The sequence below is a fragment of the Bradyrhizobium sp. AZCC 1577 genome (assembly GCF_036924575.1).
Lineage (GTDB): Bacteria > Pseudomonadota > Alphaproteobacteria > Rhizobiales > Xanthobacteraceae > Bradyrhizobium.
The window spans coordinates 4,171,632-4,188,255 of record NZ_JAZHRQ010000001.1 but is presented as its reverse complement, the minus strand read 5'-3'; the positions used below and the strand labels follow the sequence as shown (position 1 = coordinate 4,188,255).

Here is a 16,624-nt window from a genome sequence, read left to right as displayed (position 1 = left end):
ACCGCTCTCACCCGTGCATATCTCTTTCCCAACAATAACAGCTACGGAAACGGGGCAATGGCACAGCGGCAACTCAAGCTCGGCGCGTTCATGCGGCCGGTCTCCATCCACACCGGCGCGTGGCGCTATCCCGGCGCCTGGCCCGATGCCAATTTCAGTTTCCCGCGTATCAAGCGACTGATCCAGAAGCTCGAAGCCGGCAAGTTCGACGCGTTCTTCATGGCCGATCATCTGGCCGTGCTGAACATGCCGATCAATGCGCTCAAGCGCAGCCACACGGTCACTTCGTTCGAACCGTTCACGCTGTTGTCGGCGCTATCAGCCGTGACGGAACATATCGGCCTGATCGCGACGGGATCGACGACCTTCGACGAGCCCTATCACGTGGCCCGGCGCTTTGCCTCGCTCGATCACATCTCAGGTGGCCGCGCGGGCTGGAATATCGTCACCACTTCCAATCCGGATGCAGCGCTCAATTTCGGGCTCGACGATCACATGGAGCACGCCGAGCGCTACAAACGGGCGCGCGAGTTTTATGACGTGGTGACGGGTCTGTGGGATTCCTTTGCCGACGACGCCTTCGTGCGCGACGTCGAACAAGGCCTCTATTTCGATCCCGCCAAGATGCACGTGCTCAATCACAAGGGCAAATATCTGTCCGTGCGCGGGCCGCTCAACATCGCCCGCCCCGTGCAGGGCTGGCCGCTGATCGTGCAGGCCGGCGCGTCCGAGGATGGCAAGCAGCTCGCGGCGGAAACCGCGGAGGCCGTATTCACCGGCGGCGGCAGCCTCGCCGACGGGCAGAAGCTCTATGCCGACATCAAGGGCCGCATGGAGAAGATCGGCCGCGATCCGGAGCACCTGAAGATCCTACCCGGTGCCTTCGTCGTCGTCGGCGACAGCGTCGAGGAAGGCAAGGAGAAAAGGGCCAAGCTCGACAGCATGGTGCATTACGACAGCGCCATCGCTTCGCTCTCGGTGCAGCTCGGCACCGACGCCTCCGGCTTCGATCCTGACGGCCAGTTGCCGCCGATCCCCGAAACCAACGCCAGCAAGAGCGGCCGCCAGCGCCTCGTCGATGCCGCTGCGCGCGACAAGCTGACGGTGCGCCAGCTCGCCCAGCGCGTCGGCGGCTATGGCGGACTGTCATTCGTCGGCACGCCGCAAACCATCGCCGACCAGATGGAGGAATGGCTGATGAGCCGCGGCAGCGACGGTTTTAACATCATGTTCCCGTTCCTCCCGGCGGGATTGGACGGTTTCGTCGACAAGGTGGTGCCGGAACTGCAGCGGCGCGGGATTTTCCGCAAAGAGTATGAGGGCAAGACGCTGCGGGAGAATTTGGGGCTGCCGAGGCCGAAAAACCGGTTCTTTGAAGGTTAACGCGCGTATTTTCGCAAAAGTGGGCACCGGTTTTGCGATCAGAGTGCGCGCAAAACATGGATTCTACCTCGAATCAGGCCGGTTTTTGCCCCGAAAACCTTGACTTTGGGCGATCAGAAGCTAGGTTGCGCGGCAAATGCAGGCCGGTTTGGCCGGCGCCTGACACCCCCATTTTTGAGGTTCTGAACATGGCCAAAGCGGTCACCATCAAGGTCAAGCTCGTTTCCTCGGCGGATACCGGCTTCTATTACGTCGCCAAGAAGAATTCGCGCACCATGACCGACAAGCTGGTCAAGAAGAAGTACGACCCGGTCGCGCGCAAGCACGTCGAATTCCGCGAAGCGAAGATCAAGTAAGCGAGCCAATCGCTGACGGTTTTGAACGGGGCCTTGCGGCCCCGTTTTTGATTCCTGGCTATATCCGTGTCCCGGACGCGGTGCAGCGTTCTTCACGCTGCTCCGCAGAGCCGGGACCCACGATAGCCGCGGATGGACCCCGGATCAGCAGCGCACCACGCCGCAAGAGGGCGTGCTGCGCAGCATCCGGGGAAAGCGGCGCGCCCTACGCCGCTTGCACCTGCGGTGGCCCGCTCGGCCGGATCAGCGCGAACGCGACCTGGACAATGCCGCCGGCCAGGCCAAGCGCGACGCCGATCCGCCACGCCATGGTGTAGGAGCCGAGCGCGTCGTACAGCACCCCGCCGCCGAACGCACCGAGGAAGCTGCCGACCTGGTGGCTCATGAAGGCGAGCCCCTGGATCATCGCCTGCCATTTCAGGCCGAACATTTCCGCCACTGCGCCAGCGACCAGCGGGCCGACGCCCATCCACAGAAAACCCATGATGGCGCCGAACAGCAGCGTGGTTGCCGGCGTCGGCGGCAGCGTGAAATACCAGGCGAGCGCGATCGAGCGGAAGATGTAGATGCCGCCGAGCAACGCCAGCTTATTCCAACGCTGGCCGGCCCAGCCGAAGAAGATGCTGCCGAGCACGTTGAAGCCGCCGATCATGCCGAGCGTCTGCGCGCTTAGCATCGGGTCCATGCCGCAGATCGCCAGATAGGACGGCAGGTGCGTGGTGAGAAAGACGAGCTGCATGCCGCAGACGAAATAGGCGCCGGTCATCACCACGAAAGAAGCATTGGAAAACGCCATCTTCGTTGCGGCGGTGGCCGACGCATCGTCGATCTCGTCTTCTGTCGGCTTGGGCAACGGAATCTTGTCCACCCTGCCCGCGTACCAGGCCGCGGGAATCATCAGGAGCGACAGCACCACGAAGCCGACGAGCCCCATCCGCCAGCCATAACCTTCATTGAGCATCTGCCCGATCGGCGCCGACAACAGCGCGCCGAGGGAGCCGGCGCCCGACACCAGGCCGAGCACTGTGGAGCGCACCGACGCAGGAACGGCGCGGGCCGCAACCGACATCGCAATTGCCGCCGCGGTGCACGCAAGCGACGTGCCGATCAACACGCCCCCGCCGATCATGACGGCGAGAACGCCGTTCGCCCCCGCCATCAATGCAAGGCCGGCGACATAGAGCAGCGCGCCGACCACCATGATGGCGCGAAAGCCGTAGCGCACCGTCAACGCCCCGGCGAGCGGCTGCAAAAATCCCCAAGCTAGGTTCTGCACTGCGATTGCCAGCGTGAAATCGGAAATCGATATTTTGATATCCTGCGTCAGCGGCTGCATGAAAATGCCGAGCGACTGCCGCAGCCCCATGCTCAGCGTCAGCATGATGGATGCGCCGATCAGAATGGGTAGCGTCGGACGCAGGATTTGCAGCAGGGCCATTGTTTTTATTCTTCCTAAGGGGCGCGATTCGAACGCCGCGTCCTGCAATTGGCATCTGAAATAGGTACACAGACCTGTGTACCTGGGCTATAAGGGGCGCTGCTGTCAAGCAAACGGTGACCCACGCATTCGCATTGCTACCCTGCCCGCCAAACCGGCGATGAAGGAACGGATTCTGGAAACCGCGGATAGGCTGTTCTATCTGCAGGGAATTCGCGCGGTCGGCGTCGACACCATCGCGGCCGAAATCGGCATCAGCAAACGCACGCTCTACAATCATTTCCCGTCCAAGGACGCGCTGATATCGGCCTATCTGGCGCGGCGCTTCGTGGCGCCGCGGCCATCCGACAAGTCGCCGGTCGAACAGATTCTTGGCACCTTCGATTCGCTGGAGCGGCGCTTTTCGGCGAAAGATTTTCGCGGCTGTCCCTTCGTCAACGCGGTGGCCGAACTCGGCGAGGATCAGTCGGTCCGAAAGGTTGCGGTCGAGTTCAAGGAAAGCCGCCGCCTCTGGTTTCGCGGCCTGCTGGTACAACTCGGCATCCGCCAAGCGGACGCGCTGGCGACGCAGCTCGCTCTGCTCGTCGACGGCTCGATCGCCCAGGATCTCGTCCGCAACGACCCCGCGATGGCGCGCGCGGCAAAGGAAGCCGCAACGGTGCTACTCAGGAATGCGGGGGTGAAGGTGGGTGCTAGCGGCGCCGCGGAGAAGCGTGCGAGAAGACGTCGGTCATGAGTCGGTTACTTGACGACGCCCTCTCCTTCGTCGTCGTCCCTGCGAACGCAGGGACCCATACGCCGTGGCTTTTCAGTGAGGCGATGTGGTAGTTACCCTTTTCACAACTAGCGCCGGTGGTTATGGGTCCCTGCGTTCGCAGGGACGACAAGCAGCGCGAAGCTGCGACAAAGGGAGCGAGCATGGAAGACCTGAAAGTGACCGCAAACGGTTATGACTTCGAACCGGCACGCGCGGCCATGCAGCGCTATATCGACAACAACCTGCTGTCAGGCATTTCCTGGGCGGTCATGGTCGGGCGCGACCTCGTCGACGTGAATTGCGTCGGCTGGGCCGACAAGGAAGCGCAGACACCGCTCCGCACCGATCACATCTTCCGCGTCTTCTCCAACACCAAGCTGATCACCTCCTGCGCCGTGCTCTTGCTGTTCGAGGAAGGAAAACTCAGGCTCGACGACGCAATCGAAAAGTTCATTCCGCAGCTCGGAAATCGCAAGGTGCTGCGGCCCGGCGCCAGCTCGCTGGATGACACCGAGCCTGCGAAGAGCTCAATCACCATCCGTCAGTTGCTCAGCCACAGCTCCGGCCTGAGCTACGGCTTCTTCGATCCCGGTACCGCCATCTACAAGGCGCTCAACGAGCGCGGCGTCCACAATCCCATGACGACGCTGGCCGACATGGTGGACGTGCTGGCCGGCCTGCCGCTGATCTATCACCCCGGCACGTCGTGGGAATATTCGCTGGCCACCGACGTGCTGGGGCGGCTGATCGAAGTCATCAGCGGCCAGAGTTTCGACAAGTTCATCCAAGCGCGCATTCTGGGTCCACTCGGCATGGTCGATACCGGGTTCGTCGTGCCGGAAAAGGATCAGGGACGGCTTGTCGCCTATTACGCCGGTGCGGACCTGATGGAGCCGATGAAGCCGGGATTGACCCGAACCGACAACTCGCCTTTCCCCGGCGCTTATCTGCGCCCGATCGCAAGACTGAGCGGCGGCGGCGGCCTGGTTTCAACCCTGCCCGACATGGTCGCGCTGATCCGAAGCCTGCTGCCCGGCGGGCCGACCCTGCTCAAGCCCGAGACGATCGCGCTGATGCTGTCCAACCAATTGCCCGAGGGCCAGTGGATCCGCTTTGCCATGATGGGAGAGCAGCCCGGCAAGGCGTTTAGTTTGGCCGGCGGATTGATCTTGAAGCCCTCGGCGTACGATCACCCCGACGCCGCAGGCGAGCTCTATTGGGGCGGCGTCGCCGGCACCCAATGGTGGATCTCGCCGAAGCGCAACATGGCGGGCGTGATGATGGCACAGCGCCAGATGGCGTTCGTGCATCCGTTCTCGTTCGAGTTCAAGCGGCTGGCGCATGAAGCGGTGAAGCAGAATGCCGAGGTCGTTGCTTGACGCGACAACCTATCTGCCGCGATCCCTGCGAACGCAGGGACGACAGTTCAGGCCGCCGCTGATACCACCCGGTTGCGTCCGTCGTGCTTGGCGCGATATAGCGCGGTGTCGGCGCGCTTGAGCACGTCGGCGACCGGCTCGCCCTTGTGATCCAGCGTCGCCAGGCCGATCGAGATCGTGACGTCGATCCGCTTGGTGCCCTTGTTGACGGCAAAGGTTTCGCTGGCGATCGAGCGGCGCAGGCGCTCGGCGACCATGCCGGCGACGGTCAGGTCGGTTTCCGGCATCACGATGACGAATTCCTCGCCGCCATAGCGGCAGGCGAGATCGATGCCGCGGATCGACTTGCGGATGCGCACGGCGAATTCGCGCAGCACGTCGTCGCCGGCGTCGTGGCCGTAGGTGTCGTTGATGGATTTGAAGAAGTCGATGTCGAGGATCATCAGCGCGAGCGGCTTGCCGCGGCCCGAGGCCTGCTCGACGAGCGTCGAGAGATGGCTTTCCATGTAGCGGCGGTTGTGCAGCCCGGTCAGCGCGTCGGTGATCGCCATTTCGATCGAGTTCTGCACGTTGTCGCGCAGGTGGTCGGTATAGCGCCGCTTGCGGATTTGGGTGCGCGCCCGCGCCAGCAGTTCGTTCTTGTCGACGGGGCGCAGAAGATAATCGTTGACGCCGATTTCGAGCCCGCGCAGCAGCCGGGCGTTATTGTCGGCGTCGGAGATGGCGAGAATGGGCAACTGGCGGGTGCGCTCCAGCGAGCGCGCCTGGCTGCACAGCCGCAGGCCGTCGTAATTTTCCAGGCTGAGAGAGACGATCAGCAAATCGTAGTTGCCGTCAGCGGCGTGAAACAGCGCTTCCGCTGGATTGATTTCGACGTCGACGGTGTGCTCGGCGGCAAGGATCGGCGCCAGCCGCTCGTAGGACGACGGCCGGTCGTCGACAAGCAGGATCCGCCCGCCGACGCCCTTGTCGGCAATCGCGCTGCGCTCGGGCGCTTCCATGCCGATCTCGAGCGAGGTGATGGCGCGCATGCGCAGCTCATCGGTCATCATCTTCAGCCGCGTCAGTGACCGAACGCGCGCGATCAGAACGATGTCGGACACCGGCTTGGTGAGAAAATCGTCGGCCCCGGCTTCCAGCCCGCGGACGCGATCGGACGGGCTGTCAAGCGCGGTGACGATCACGACAGGAATGAAATGGGTCGCCGGGTTGGATTTCAGCCGGCGACAGACCTCGAAGCCGTCCATGTCCGGCATCATGACGTCGAGCAGGATGATGTCGCATTCGGAGCGCGAGCAGAGGTCGAGCGCCTCGGCGCCGTTGGAAGCGGTCAGCACGTCGAAATACTCGGCCGACAGCCGGGCTTCCAGCAGCTTGACGTTCGCCGGAACGTCATCGACGACAAGGATACGCGCAGACATCGAAACTCACCCCTACCCGATAAAACGCCGTACGGTTTCAATAAACTTGCCGACGGAAATTGGTTTGGACAGATACGCCTCGCAGCCGCCTTCGCGGATGCGCTCTTCATCGCCCTTCATCGCAAACGCGGTGACGGCAACCACCGGAATGGCGCGCAACTCCGGATCGTCCTTGATCCAGCGCGTCACTTCGAGGCCCGACACCTGCGGAAGCTGGATATCCATCAGGATCAGATCAGGGCGCAGCTTGCGGACGAGATCGAGCGCCTCGAAACCATTGCTGGTGCCGGAGGTTTGATAGCCATGCGCTTCCAACAGATCGCGAAAGAGCTTCATATTGAGCTCGTTGTCCTCCACGATCAGGACGGTTTTCGCCATCCCGTCCCTCCCTCATCCCAGGAAACAAGTCCGGCCTTTCGGCACGTCTTGCACCGACGCCGCCCCCTGTCGAAAACTGAATTCAAACTAGCGCCAGATTCGCTCTAAGCCGTTAAATCGATGCGCCAACTTTTACGAAGCGGTTTCGATTGTTGAACACACTTCGCAGACTCGGGCATGATGGTTCCCAAATTAGAGACCATAAGTTAACGGAAAGGCAAACGATCTATTGAAAAAGCCTGTTCACAACCCCCGCGAAGTGGCTGAAATCGTTGCGGTTCAGGCGCTGAGTTTTATTGCCGGCGATCCTGAGAGGCTAGGCTTGTTCCTGGCTGAAACCGGCATCGGTCCGGAGACACTGCGCACCGCTGCGGCCGACCCGCAATTTCTGGCCTCGGTGCTGGATTTTGTGATGCGGGACGACGCAACGGTGAAGGCATTTGCGAGCGCCTCGCAACTGCACCCGACTAATATCGCCGCCGCCCGCCAGGTGTTCGGCGATCCGCATTGGGAGCGCGACGTGCCGTGAGCGCGCAGGCGCCAACCTTCTTGGATGGTCCGCGCGCGTTCTGCCGGGATTGCCTCGGCGACCTCGATATCAAGGCAAGGCGATGCAATGAATGCGGTTCCCCGCGCCTGGTCCGCCACCACGCCCTGCCCTTGCTGACGCTGGCGCATATCGATTGCGATGCGTTCTACGCCACGGTGGAGAAGCGCGACAATCCGGAACTTGCCGACAAGCCCGTGATCATCGGCGGCGGCAAGCGCGGCGTGGTGTCGGCTGCCTGTTATGTCTCGCGGACCTACGGCGTGCGCTCGGCGATGCCGATGTTTAAAGCGCTGGCGCTCTGCCCCCAGGCAGCCGTGATCCCGCCAAACATGGCCAAATATGTCCGCGTCGGCCGCGAGGTGCGGCATGCCATGCAGACGCTGACGCCGCTGGTGGAACCGCTCTCGATCGACGAGGCGTTTCTCGATCTTTCCGGCACACAGCGTGTTCACGGCATGATCCCCGCAAAAGTGCTGGCGCGCTTCGCCCGCGAGGTCGAGCGCGACATCGGCATCACGGTTTCCGTCGGCCTGTCCTGCAACAAGTTTTTGGCCAAGATCGCCTCCGATCTCGACAAGCCGCGCGGCTTTGCCGCCCTCGACCAGATTGAGGCCCGCGAGATGCTCGCCGAGAAGCCGGTCGGCTTCATCTACGGCGTCGGTCCCGCGACCCAGGAAAAGCTGCTGCAGCGGGGGTTTCGCATCATCGCGGACCTGCAGCGCGCCGACGAGATCGAGCTGATGAAGCAGTTCGGCGGCGAAGGCCGTCGGCTGTGGCGGCTGGCGCGCGGCATCGACGACCGCAGCGTGGTCCCCGACCGCGGCGCCAAGACGATATCGAGCGAAACCACGTTCGAAAACGACATCCGCGATTTCGCCACGCTGGAACGGCTGTTGTGGCGGCTGTCGGAAAAGGTGTCGTCCCGGCTGAAGAACGGCAACCTTGCAGGCCTCACCATCACGCTGAAGCTGAAGACCGCCGATTTCAGGCAGCGCACCCGCTCGCAATCGATTCAAGCGCCGACCCAGCTCGCCGCGAAGATCTTTGCGGTGTCGCGCGAAATGCTGGCCAGGGAGATCGACGGCACCGCCTTCCGCCTGATGGGCACGGGCGTCAGCGCGCTGCGCGAGGGGTCGCGGGCCGATGATATCGACATGCTCGACCGCCGCTCCGCCCACGCCGAGCGCGCGATGGATGACTTAAGGAAAAAGTTCGGCAATGCCGCGGTGATCCGCGGCATTGCGTATCAGGGGCCGGCGAAGGAAGAGGATGAGGAGGAGTAGACCGCTCTCACCCTCAGGTACACGCAGAGACGTCAATCGACGACGGCCACTGCCTCAATCTCGATCAACCATTCCGGGGCCGCGAGCGCCGTTACACCGACGAGTGTGCTCGCCGGCGGCTCCATGCCCTCAAAGAAAACCGAGCGCGCTTTGCCGATGATCGGACGGAGCTCAGGCTTGTAGCCGACGACGAAGGTCGTGATCTTCACGATGTCAGCGTAACTCGCACCGGCCGCTTTCAGCGCCAGGCCGATATTCTGCATCACCTGCGTGGTCTGCGCGGCTATGTCACCCTCGCCGACCACCCGCCCCTCCTCGTCGGTGGAGACCTGTCCCGCGATGTAGATCGTGCGCGCGCCCGAGGCGGCGACGACGTGGGAGTAAGCCGGATTGTGGTGAAGGCCGCTTGGCCGAAGTTTTTCGAGCTTGCTCATGTTTGCGCCTCCCTGACGTGCATGGTTCGGCCGAAGCGTATCCGGGTCCAGCGCTCTCGACCAGACTCGTTGTCGCAGGATGCGCAGCACGCGTCCCAGGGCCTGCCCCAAGGACGAGCCCCCTTAATTGCAGGGCTTGGAATCCCTGACGCCGAATTTTCCCACCCCCCAAGGAAGATACTCAACTATGCGGTCTTGAACCGGCAAGGAATGATCAGATTTCTAATGAGTCTCCAACTTGTAGGGGCCCGTAGGTCGGGATGCGTCCACGAAACCCTACGCGGAAGGAGCGGAACATGGCCTTTTTAAAGCGGGAGTTACATCGGCAGGTCAAAGGCCCGGAAACCACCGAACTGGATCTTTGGAACCTAGTCTTCGACACTGACACCAAGCGCTTGTACGTCGAACATGAGTGGACCTACATGGATCCGCGTATTCGCGGGGCGGCGGACTATCGAACGGACGTAATGGATATCGCGGAGTATCTGTCGCAAGGCGGTCAAACCGCGGGCCACCGTGAACTCTGGCGGTTGCTGCGAGCGATCTTCAAGGAACAGTTCGAACCTGAGGAGGATGACCGCCAAGCGGCGCTTTCGGAGCAGCCCCCTGCTCAGGAAGTCGAGCAGAAGTCGCCAAGTCGCTGACGCAGATTGTGATGAGAGCCTCGCCATCGTCACCCGCGCGGCGTCTTTCCGACGCACAACAGGCCTATCCTCATGGCATGACGGCAAAGCCAGCGCTCGGCTTCAGAGACGGTCGACTTGCGCAGCGGCTGTCAGAGCATCTTGCCGACGACCTCGGTCATGTCCTCCACCGAGAAGGCTCGCAACGTCTCGGTGCGAACATTTCCCAAGGCGCCGAGGCTCAAGCTAAGCGTCATGGCGGAAAATTCATCCGGCGCATCGAGGATCGTCACAATGTCGAAGCGTCCCTGCGTCCAGAATAGTTCCTTTACCGTAATTCCGAAGGTCTCGGCCATTTTCTTGAAAGCCTCTGCCCGTTTCGGCGAGTCCTTTGCGCTCCGGACTCCCTGATCGGTGAAGTTGGCAAGCATAACGTAAGTTACCATCCTGGCTCTCCCTAATTGTCGGGCCTAACCGAACCTCCTGGTCGACTGTTCGCGGCCATCCATAGATCAGCGCTCGTGGATGCCCTGCGCACGGCTGTCTCACGAAAACTGCTCAAGGTCCGCTTTGAGCGCTACCAGGAAGCGAGCGGCTTCGCCGCCTGTCACGACGCGATGGTCGAAGGTGAGCGACAACGGCAGGACGCGCCTCACCGCCGGCTGGCCTCGATAGGCGACCACCCCTTGGGTAATCCGGCCGGCGCCTATGATCGCCACTTGTGGCGGTACGACGATCAGGCCGGCGAAGCGGCCTCCGATCATTCCGAAATTCGACAGCGTAATCGTCGCTCCGCGCAACTCTCCCGGAGGTATCGAGCGCGCGACCGCGTCCGCCCGCATCCGGTCAAGGCCGGCTCGCAGGTCCGATATGTCCCGCTCGGCGACATTGCGCAACACGGGAACGATAAGACCACCCCCGGTATCGACGGCGATGCCGAGATCGATACGGTCGATCAGACGCCGTTCACCGGCGTTGGAATTGTACCAGGCATTGAGCGAAGGCTCCGTCTTGCAGGCGACAGCGATCGCGCGCACCAGTCGGATTGTCACGTCCTCGCCGGTTCGCCAATCATCGATATCGGCCTCGTCGGTGACGCTGGCAGGAACGATCTCGGCATGAGCCGCTGTCATGCGCTGAGCCATCGCGCGCCGCAAACCGCGCAACGGTTCGGCAGGTCCGGTATGGGACAAGCCCTTGGCAGCCCGTTCCACATCCGCACGCGTGATGGTGCCGCCGGGTCCTGTGGCTTCGATCAGATCGAGGTCGACATCGAGCTTGCGGGCGAGCGCGCGCACTGCCGGATACACCTGGGCTTTCTGTCCAGCCGCTGGCCCGGAAGGTGCCGCTGCCGCCGGCGGCGGCTCGCCTGCGCCAAGTTCGCCGACAATGGTGCCGGTGTCTTGCTCGGGGCCTTCGGCAAACTCGACAAGCGGTGCGCCTACCTTCACCACATCTCCCTTGGCGCCAAACAGGTGCAGGATGCGTCCGCTCGAGGGTGACGGCACCTCGACGACGGCTTTGTCGGTCTCGACCGAAACCAGTGGCTGATCGGTAACGACGTGATCGCCTTCGTTGACATACCAGTTCACGATCTCTGCCTCTTCGAGGCCCTCTCCCAGATCCGGCAATACGAACTGGCGCATGGGACAAACCCGCTGGCAATCAGCTGAACTGGCACGCCTTGCGCGCGGCCGTGACGATACGATCAACCGACGGCATCATGTGTTGCTCGAGCCGCGCCATCGGAATGACCGTGTCGTAGCCGGTGACGCGGGCCACGGGTGCGAGCAGAGAGGTCAGAGCGCGCTCGGCGATCAGCGCCGCGATCTCGGCTCCGAATCCGCCGGTGCGTGTCGCCTCGTGCACGATGACACACCGCCCTGTTTTTGCGATCGAACCGAGCACCGTGATTTCATCGTAGGGCTTGAGCGTGGCGAGATCGATGACCTCGGCGGCGATGCCGTCAGCAGCCAGCGTGTCGGCCGCCGCCATGGTTTCCTTCAGCATCGCACCCCAGCTTATCAGCGTGACGTCGCGGCCTTCCCGCAGGACAAAGGCGACATCCAGCGGCAAAGCCTCACCGTTATCTTCCACCTCGCCTTTCGCCGCGCGGTAGATGCGGGTCGGCTCCAGAAATACCACCGGATCGGGATCGCGGATCGCGGCGAGCAGCAGTCCGTAGGCGCGCTCGGGCGACGAAGGAATGACAACGCGCAGGCCGGGGATATGGGCGAGCATCGCCTCGGTGCTTTCGGAATGGTGTTCCGGCGCGCGAATGCCGGCGCCATGCGGCGTCCGCAGAACCATTGGGCAGGTGAGCCGCCCCTGGGTGCGGTTGCGGAATCGGGAGGCGTGGTTCACCAGTTGATCAATGCAGGGATACAGAAACCCCATAAACTGGATCTCGCCGACGGGCTTCATCCCCTGCGCCGCCATGCCGACGCAGAGCCCGCTGATCAGGAGTTCGGCAAGTGGCGTATCGAGGACCCGCTCCGGGCCGAAGCGCGTTTGCAGGCCGACGGTTGCGCGGAAGACGCCGCCATTGATGCCGACATCTTCGCCAAGCACGACGACATCAGGGTCATCCTCCATCGCGCGGGCGAGCGCCAGATTGACAGCCTCGACCAACGTCACCTCAGGCATCGCCCTCTCCCGCAAGTTGGCGGCGCTGCGCGGCGTACGTCTCGGGCAGCTCGGCATAGAGATGATCGAACATGGTTTCGGGTCGGCGTGGCTCCGTTGCCAGATAGCACTCAACCGCCGCCTCGACGCGCTCATGGCACTCTGCGGCGAGCTGTTCTTCCTCCGCCTTGCTCCACATTTTTTGGCTCACGAGATAGTTCCTGAGGCGCGCAATCGGCTCTTCTTTCCAACGGGCCTGGACTTCGTCAGCCGAACGATAGCGTAACGCGTCATCGGAGGTCGTATGATCGCCGAGCCGGTAGGTGACCGCCTCGATGAAGCGCGGGCCCCGGCCCTCACGGGCGGCGGCAATGGCGTCTTCGGCCGCGGCGCGCATCGCCACAACATCGCTGCCGTCCACTTGCTCGCCTATAAAGCCGGCGGCGACGGCTTTCTGCGCCAGCGTTTCGCAACCGGTCTGTAGTCGTAACGGGACGGAAATAGCCCATTGATTGTTGGTGGCGACGAACACGACAGGCAATTTGTGCACGCCGGCAAAATTCATCGCCTCGTAGACATCACCCTTCGAAGTGGCGCCATCGCCGAACATGCATACGGCGACACGCGGCTGCTTGCGAAGCTTGAAGGCATAGGCAACGCCGGCGGCATGCGGCGCCTGCGATCCCACGGGAACGCAAAACGGGAAATCCTCGACCGGTCCGGAGAAGCAATTGCCCCGCTCGTCCCCTCCCCAGAACAGCAGGATCTCCTCCAGCTTAACGCCACGCCAGATCAGCGCGCCATTGTCGCGATAGGAGGGCAACAGCACGTCCTCTTCGCGCATCGCACTGGCTACGCCAACCGATACCGCCTCCTGGCCAAGCGAAACGGCGTACGTCCCGAGCCGGCCGGTGCGCTGCAATGCGACAGCCTTTCGGTCAAAGTTGCGCAGCAGCAGCATCGCTCGATAGAGCGCAGTGAGAAGGTTGGTATCGGAGGCGAATGCAGGGAGCGGCCGATTAATCGAGCCGTCTGGCGCGAGGTAATTGCGGTGGCGCACCTCAAAGCGCGCGATGACGGGAAGTCCTCCGTCTGACAATTTTTTGCTGGCCACGTCCTCGCTCCCGGAGCGATTCTGCATCCCACAATTCGTAATTGGTGCTGGGCCGGAACAATACAAGATGGGCACACCCATCTTGTATTGCTGCACCGCGCTCGCGAGGCGGCCTTTACCACCGTGGAAACGACACCGCGTCAGTGGTATATCAAGCCATGGCAAATGGTCAGGTTGTCCTCGTAACAACTGAACCGTTGGGAGGCGGTGCACCCGTTCGCTCGGTCTACTATGTGGCTGAACGGGATCCGGCAAAGGCCGAGGCAATCATCGCAGCAATGATGGCCCCGAATGAAAGGGTCGAGGCCTGGGGGCCGCTTCCGGCGCCGGCTGTCCAGGCGCTCGGATTGAAGCCCGGCGATTTCATGCGCGGGTGACATCAAGAAAAACTGTGAGACGCCCGCGCGATCTCCGGGCGCGACCGTTTTCAGGATGCCGTCACTTGCAAGGTTTGGAATCCCTGACGTCGAACCGGCCCATGGCGCCGGCAATCACGAAATCGTTGTAATCGAGTACCAGCGCGCGGGAGACGCCGTTTTCAAACAGCTCGAACGACATGGCGTAAACCGGCGTCTGCTCGCCGTCTTTCGCCTTGGCGTCGCGGTCGTAATAGCTCACGGTCACGGGCCAGCGGGTCAGCGCCTTCATCTGGTCGTTCACGGTCGACGGATCGGGCGATGCAATGCTTTGGGTGCCCGGGACCGGCTTCCCGATCACCGACAGCGTGTTGTAGACCTTCTCGCCATTATCCGAGCCGTCATAGACCATCAGCTCCAGCACCGACTTGCCCGCGCGCGCGGCGGCGATGATGTGCTGGATCTGCTCGGTCGGGAACACGACCTTGCCGTCGAGCTCGAACGTCTTGGCAACCGGCTGTTTCAGCTTGACCGTGATGCGGTCGCCGACCCGTTCCGCCACGCCGTCGATCGGCGCGGAGTCGGCATCGTTCATGCGGGTGTCGATCTTGAAGCGATAGCTCTTGCCGGCGGCATCTTCCCAGGAACGCGAGCGAAGATCGCTCAGCGTCAGCCTGCCCTCGCCGCTGTCGAGTTCGGACACCTGGCGGAATTCGGAGGTGTAGCCCTCGCAGACGCTGCCTGAAAAATTGTAGAGAATGCGCCCGCGCGCACCCGATATCGCATTGGATCCGCGCGACTTGACCAGCTTCAATTCATACAGCGCCTGGTGGGCGAGAAATGGCCCGCTGGCACCAGCCAGCGCCGGACCGCTTGTGAAGCCTGAGAGCAACGTGGCGGCAGCCGAAAATACCAGAGCACGAACCGGAATCGGGAACGAGCTAGCCATGTTCTATTTTTTCCTCGAGGGAGATTCGATTACATTAGTGACGGGTCCATTGCGCCGCAACTAGGGCGGTGCCATGAAAACGCAAGAATTCGAGGCCGAGGCGCGCCGTTTTTTGGCTTTTCCGGGCACGATCCGCCGCGATCGTCATGCTGGACAGAAGCTCTGCCGTCGCTTGCAAGACAAAGCGCGATGCGCGAAACAATGCGCGCCTGACCGCAGGTCAGGAACGGTCACATCAAAGCGGGGATGCAAACATGGCGGGTACGGTCGAACAGAAGCTGGCGGCACAAGGTATCGTCGTGAACGAGCCGCGCACCCCCATGGCGAACTATGTCGGCTTCGTGCGCTCGGGAAACCTGCTGTTCGTCTCGGGCCAGGTCTGCGCCGACGCCGAAGGCAAGCTGATCGCCAAGGGCAAGCTCGGGGCCGGCGTCACGATCGAACAGGGATACGCTGCAGCGCAGGGCTGTGGCGTCAATCTGCTGGCCCAGGTCAAGGCGGCGCTCGGCGATCTCGACAAGGTCGTGCGCGTGGTCAGGCTCGGCGGCTTCATCAATTCCGCGCCTGATTTTCTCGACGGGCCCAAGGTGCTCAACGGCGCCTCCGACCTGATGGTCACGGCATTTGGCGACAAGGGCCGGCACGCCCGCACCACGGTCGGCGTCGCTTCGCTCCCCTCGGATGCCGCCGTCGAGGTCGACGCGATCTTCGAGGTATCCTGAAGTGGAGCGGCTCTCGTGCGCGCGCCGGACTGGCTGACGGCAAGGCCGGTCGCTCATCGCGGCCTGCATGATATTTCGCGCGGCATCGTCGAAAACATGCCGGCGGCCGCGCAGGCCGCCGTCGACGGCAATTTCGCCATTGAATGCGATATCCAGCTTTCGTCCGACGGCGAGGCGATGGTCCATCACGACAATGCGCTCGGCCGCCTCACCGACGGTTCGGGCGCGTTGCTCGGTATGACCGCGGCCGAACTCAAGGCCGTCAATTTCAAGGATACGCCGGAGCGGATGATGACGCTCGGCGATCTCTGTTCGCTGGTCGGAGGCCGCGTGCCGCTGGTGATCGAGGTGAAAAGCCATTTCGACGGCGATCGCCGGCTGGTGAAGCGGATGGCCAAGGTGCTCGCCTCTTATGACGGCCCGGCGGTCGGGATGTCCTTCGATCCGGATCAGGTGGTGGCGTTGCGCGAACTGATCCCTGGCCGCGCCCGCGGCATCGTAGCCGAACACGACTATACCGCCGAGGAGTGGCCGGAAGCGTCGGCGGAACAGCGCCGCGGCATGACGCATCTGCGCCACGCTTTTCGCACCCGGCCGCATTTCGTCGCCTATTGGGTGAATGAGCTGCCCGCAGCCGCGCCCTGGATCGCCCGCAACGTCTTAGGCCTTCCGTTGTTAGCCTGGACCGTGCGCACACCGGAGCAGCGTGCGCAGGCGGCACGCTACGCCGACCAGATGATCTTCGAGGGTTTCCTGCCGGGAACCTGATGCTGTCAGCGCCACCTTGAACTCGCCTGCCGGATGCACGATCTTTGCAGGGCGTTGGTCGCCATGCGCGATGGCTGATCGCATGATG

At 62.7% G+C, this 16,624-nt stretch carries 18 protein-coding genes; 9 read left to right on the top strand and 9 right to left on the bottom strand.

All coding sequences use genetic code 11. The features are described from left to right. Positions 1–57 precede the first annotated feature (57 nt). Complete coding sequence (locus V1278_RS19715) at positions 58–1,383, top strand: LLM class flavin-dependent oxidoreductase (RefSeq protein WP_334381955.1); 1,326 nt, start codon at positions 58–60, stop codon at positions 1,381–1,383. 188 nt (positions 1,384–1,571) lie between these two features. Further along, complete coding sequence (gene rpmG / locus V1278_RS19710) at positions 1,572–1,739, top strand: 50S ribosomal protein L33 (RefSeq protein ID WP_007603295.1); 168 nt, start codon at positions 1,572–1,574, stop codon at positions 1,737–1,739. 205 nt (positions 1,740–1,944) lie between these two features. On the opposite strand, the gene V1278_RS19705 is transcribed toward rpmG, so the two are convergent. Beyond that, positions 1,945–3,177: an MFS transporter gene (locus V1278_RS19705; protein WP_334381954.1), complete on the bottom strand. Its 1,233-nt coding sequence runs from the start codon at positions 3,175–3,177 to the stop codon at positions 1,945–1,947. Positions 3,178–3,337: 160 nt separating this feature from the next. On the opposite strand from V1278_RS19705, the gene V1278_RS19700 reads away from it, so the two are divergent. Both V1278_RS19700 and V1278_RS19695 read left to right on the top strand, forming a co-directional pair. Next, the gene (locus V1278_RS19700; protein ID WP_334381953.1) at positions 3,338–3,913 is read left to right on the top strand and encodes a TetR/AcrR family transcriptional regulator; all 576 of its coding nucleotides are present in this window, start codon (positions 3,338–3,340) and stop codon (positions 3,911–3,913) included. 182 nt (positions 3,914–4,095) lie between these two features. After that, positions 4,096–5,313, top strand: coding sequence for a serine hydrolase domain-containing protein (locus V1278_RS19695; protein ID WP_334381952.1), 1,218 nt, complete (start codon positions 4,096–4,098; stop codon positions 5,311–5,313). Between the two features lie 47 nt (positions 5,314–5,360). Here the strand turns inward: V1278_RS19695 and V1278_RS19690 are convergent, their stop codons facing one another. Next, positions 5,361–6,734 (bottom strand): PleD family two-component system response regulator, encoded by a 1,374-nt coding sequence (locus V1278_RS19690; protein ID WP_334381950.1) that lies wholly within the window; start codon positions 6,732–6,734, stop codon positions 5,361–5,363. A gap of 12 nt (positions 6,735–6,746) precedes the next feature. Then, positions 6,747–7,112 (bottom strand): response regulator, encoded by a 366-nt coding sequence (locus V1278_RS19685; protein WP_027538546.1) that lies wholly within the window; start codon positions 7,110–7,112, stop codon positions 6,747–6,749. A gap of 229 nt (positions 7,113–7,341) precedes the next feature. Here V1278_RS19685 and V1278_RS19680 point away from each other — a divergent pair, with 229 nt between their 5' ends. After that, the gene (locus V1278_RS19680) at positions 7,342–7,641 is read left to right on the top strand and encodes a DUF3572 domain-containing protein (protein ID WP_334381949.1); all 300 of its coding nucleotides are present in this window, start codon (positions 7,342–7,344) and stop codon (positions 7,639–7,641) included. Then, positions 7,620–8,945 (top strand): DNA polymerase IV, encoded by a 1,326-nt coding sequence (locus tag V1278_RS19675; protein WP_442893755.1) that lies wholly within the window; start codon positions 7,620–7,622, stop codon positions 8,943–8,945. The genes V1278_RS19680 and V1278_RS19675 overlap by 22 nt, the downstream gene beginning before the upstream one ends. A 32-nt stretch (positions 8,946–8,977) precedes the next feature. On the opposite strand, the gene V1278_RS19670 is transcribed toward V1278_RS19675, so the two are convergent. Further along, positions 8,978–9,379, bottom strand: a complete 402-nt coding sequence (locus tag V1278_RS19670) for a RidA family protein (protein ID WP_334381946.1) — start codon at positions 9,377–9,379, stop codon at positions 8,978–8,980. 296 nt (positions 9,380–9,675) lie between these two features. On the opposite strand from V1278_RS19670, the gene V1278_RS19665 reads away from it, so the two are divergent. Next, positions 9,676–10,023, top strand: a complete 348-nt coding sequence (locus tag V1278_RS19665) for a hypothetical protein (RefSeq protein WP_334381945.1) — start codon at positions 9,676–9,678, stop codon at positions 10,021–10,023. A gap of 131 nt (positions 10,024–10,154) precedes the next feature. On the opposite strand, the gene V1278_RS19660 is transcribed toward V1278_RS19665, so the two are convergent. The 5 genes from V1278_RS19660 to V1278_RS19640 all read right to left on the bottom strand — a co-directional run bounded on the left by V1278_RS19660 (position 10,155) and on the right by V1278_RS19640 (position 15,046). Further along, positions 10,155–10,448: a GYD domain-containing protein gene (locus V1278_RS19660; protein WP_334381944.1), complete on the bottom strand. Its 294-nt coding sequence runs from the start codon at positions 10,446–10,448 to the stop codon at positions 10,155–10,157. Positions 10,449–10,547: 99 nt separating this feature from the next. Beyond that, a complete protein-coding gene (locus V1278_RS19655) occupies positions 10,548–11,648 on the bottom strand; it encodes a dihydrolipoamide acetyltransferase family protein (protein WP_334363181.1) in 1,101 nt (366 codons plus the stop codon). A gap of 19 nt (positions 11,649–11,667) precedes the next feature. Continuing rightward, positions 11,668–12,648 (bottom strand): alpha-ketoacid dehydrogenase subunit beta, encoded by a 981-nt coding sequence (locus V1278_RS19650; RefSeq protein WP_334363182.1) that lies wholly within the window; start codon positions 12,646–12,648, stop codon positions 11,668–11,670. Further along, entirely contained in the window at positions 12,641–13,954 is a 1,314-nt protein-coding gene (pdhA, locus tag V1278_RS19645; RefSeq protein WP_334381942.1) for a pyruvate dehydrogenase (acetyl-transferring) E1 component subunit alpha, read from the bottom strand. The genes V1278_RS19650 and pdhA overlap by 8 nt, the downstream gene beginning before the upstream one ends. A 225-nt stretch (positions 13,955–14,179) precedes the next feature. After that, complete coding sequence (locus V1278_RS19640) at positions 14,180–15,046, bottom strand: cell envelope integrity EipB family protein (protein ID WP_334381940.1); 867 nt, start codon at positions 15,044–15,046, stop codon at positions 14,180–14,182. 254 nt (positions 15,047–15,300) lie between these two features. Between V1278_RS19640 and V1278_RS19635 the strand changes: the two genes are divergently transcribed. Together V1278_RS19635 and V1278_RS19630 are read left to right on the top strand one after the other, a co-directional pair. Further along, positions 15,301–15,768, top strand: a complete 468-nt coding sequence (locus tag V1278_RS19635; protein ID WP_028345595.1) for a RidA family protein — start codon at positions 15,301–15,303, stop codon at positions 15,766–15,768. A gap of 15 nt (positions 15,769–15,783) precedes the next feature. Next, positions 15,784–16,536: a glycerophosphodiester phosphodiesterase gene (locus V1278_RS19630; RefSeq protein ID WP_334381937.1), complete on the top strand. Its 753-nt coding sequence runs from the start codon at positions 15,784–15,786 to the stop codon at positions 16,534–16,536. Positions 16,537–16,624: the final 88 nt, after the last annotated feature.

Coding starts and splice junctions, on each gene's coding strand:
- V1278_RS19715 (WP_334381955.1), top strand. CDS start 58: ATGGCACAGCGGCAACTCAAGCTCGGCGCGTTCATGCGGCCGGTCTCC.
- rpmG (WP_007603295.1), top strand. CDS start 1,572: ATGGCCAAAGCGGTCACCATCAAGGTCAAGCTCGTTTCCTCGGCGGAT.
- V1278_RS19705 (WP_334381954.1), bottom strand. CDS start 3,177: ATGGCCCTGCTGCAAATCCTGCGTCCGACGCTACCCATTCTGATCGGC.
- V1278_RS19700 (WP_334381953.1), top strand. CDS start 3,338: ATGAAGGAACGGATTCTGGAAACCGCGGATAGGCTGTTCTATCTGCAG.
- V1278_RS19695 (WP_334381952.1), top strand. CDS start 4,096: ATGGAAGACCTGAAAGTGACCGCAAACGGTTATGACTTCGAACCGGCA.
- V1278_RS19690 (WP_334381950.1), bottom strand. CDS start 6,734: ATGTCTGCGCGTATCCTTGTCGTCGATGACGTTCCGGCGAACGTCAAG.
- V1278_RS19685 (WP_027538546.1), bottom strand. CDS start 7,112: ATGGCGAAAACCGTCCTGATCGTGGAGGACAACGAGCTCAATATGAAG.
- V1278_RS19670 (WP_334381946.1), bottom strand. CDS start 9,379: ATGAGCAAGCTCGAAAAACTTCGGCCAAGCGGCCTTCACCACAATCCG.
- V1278_RS19665 (WP_334381945.1), top strand. CDS start 9,676: ATGGCCTTTTTAAAGCGGGAGTTACATCGGCAGGTCAAAGGCCCGGAA.
- V1278_RS19660 (WP_334381944.1), bottom strand. CDS start 10,448: ATGGTAACTTACGTTATGCTTGCCAACTTCACCGATCAGGGAGTCCGG.
- V1278_RS19655 (WP_334363181.1), bottom strand. CDS start 11,648: ATGCGCCAGTTCGTATTGCCGGATCTGGGAGAGGGCCTCGAAGAGGCA.
- V1278_RS19650 (WP_334363182.1), bottom strand. CDS start 12,648: ATGCCTGAGGTGACGTTGGTCGAGGCTGTCAATCTGGCGCTCGCCCGC.
- V1278_RS19640 (WP_334381940.1), bottom strand. CDS start 15,046: ATGGCTAGCTCGTTCCCGATTCCGGTTCGTGCTCTGGTATTTTCGGCT.
- V1278_RS19635 (WP_028345595.1), top strand. CDS start 15,301: ATGGCGGGTACGGTCGAACAGAAGCTGGCGGCACAAGGTATCGTCGTG.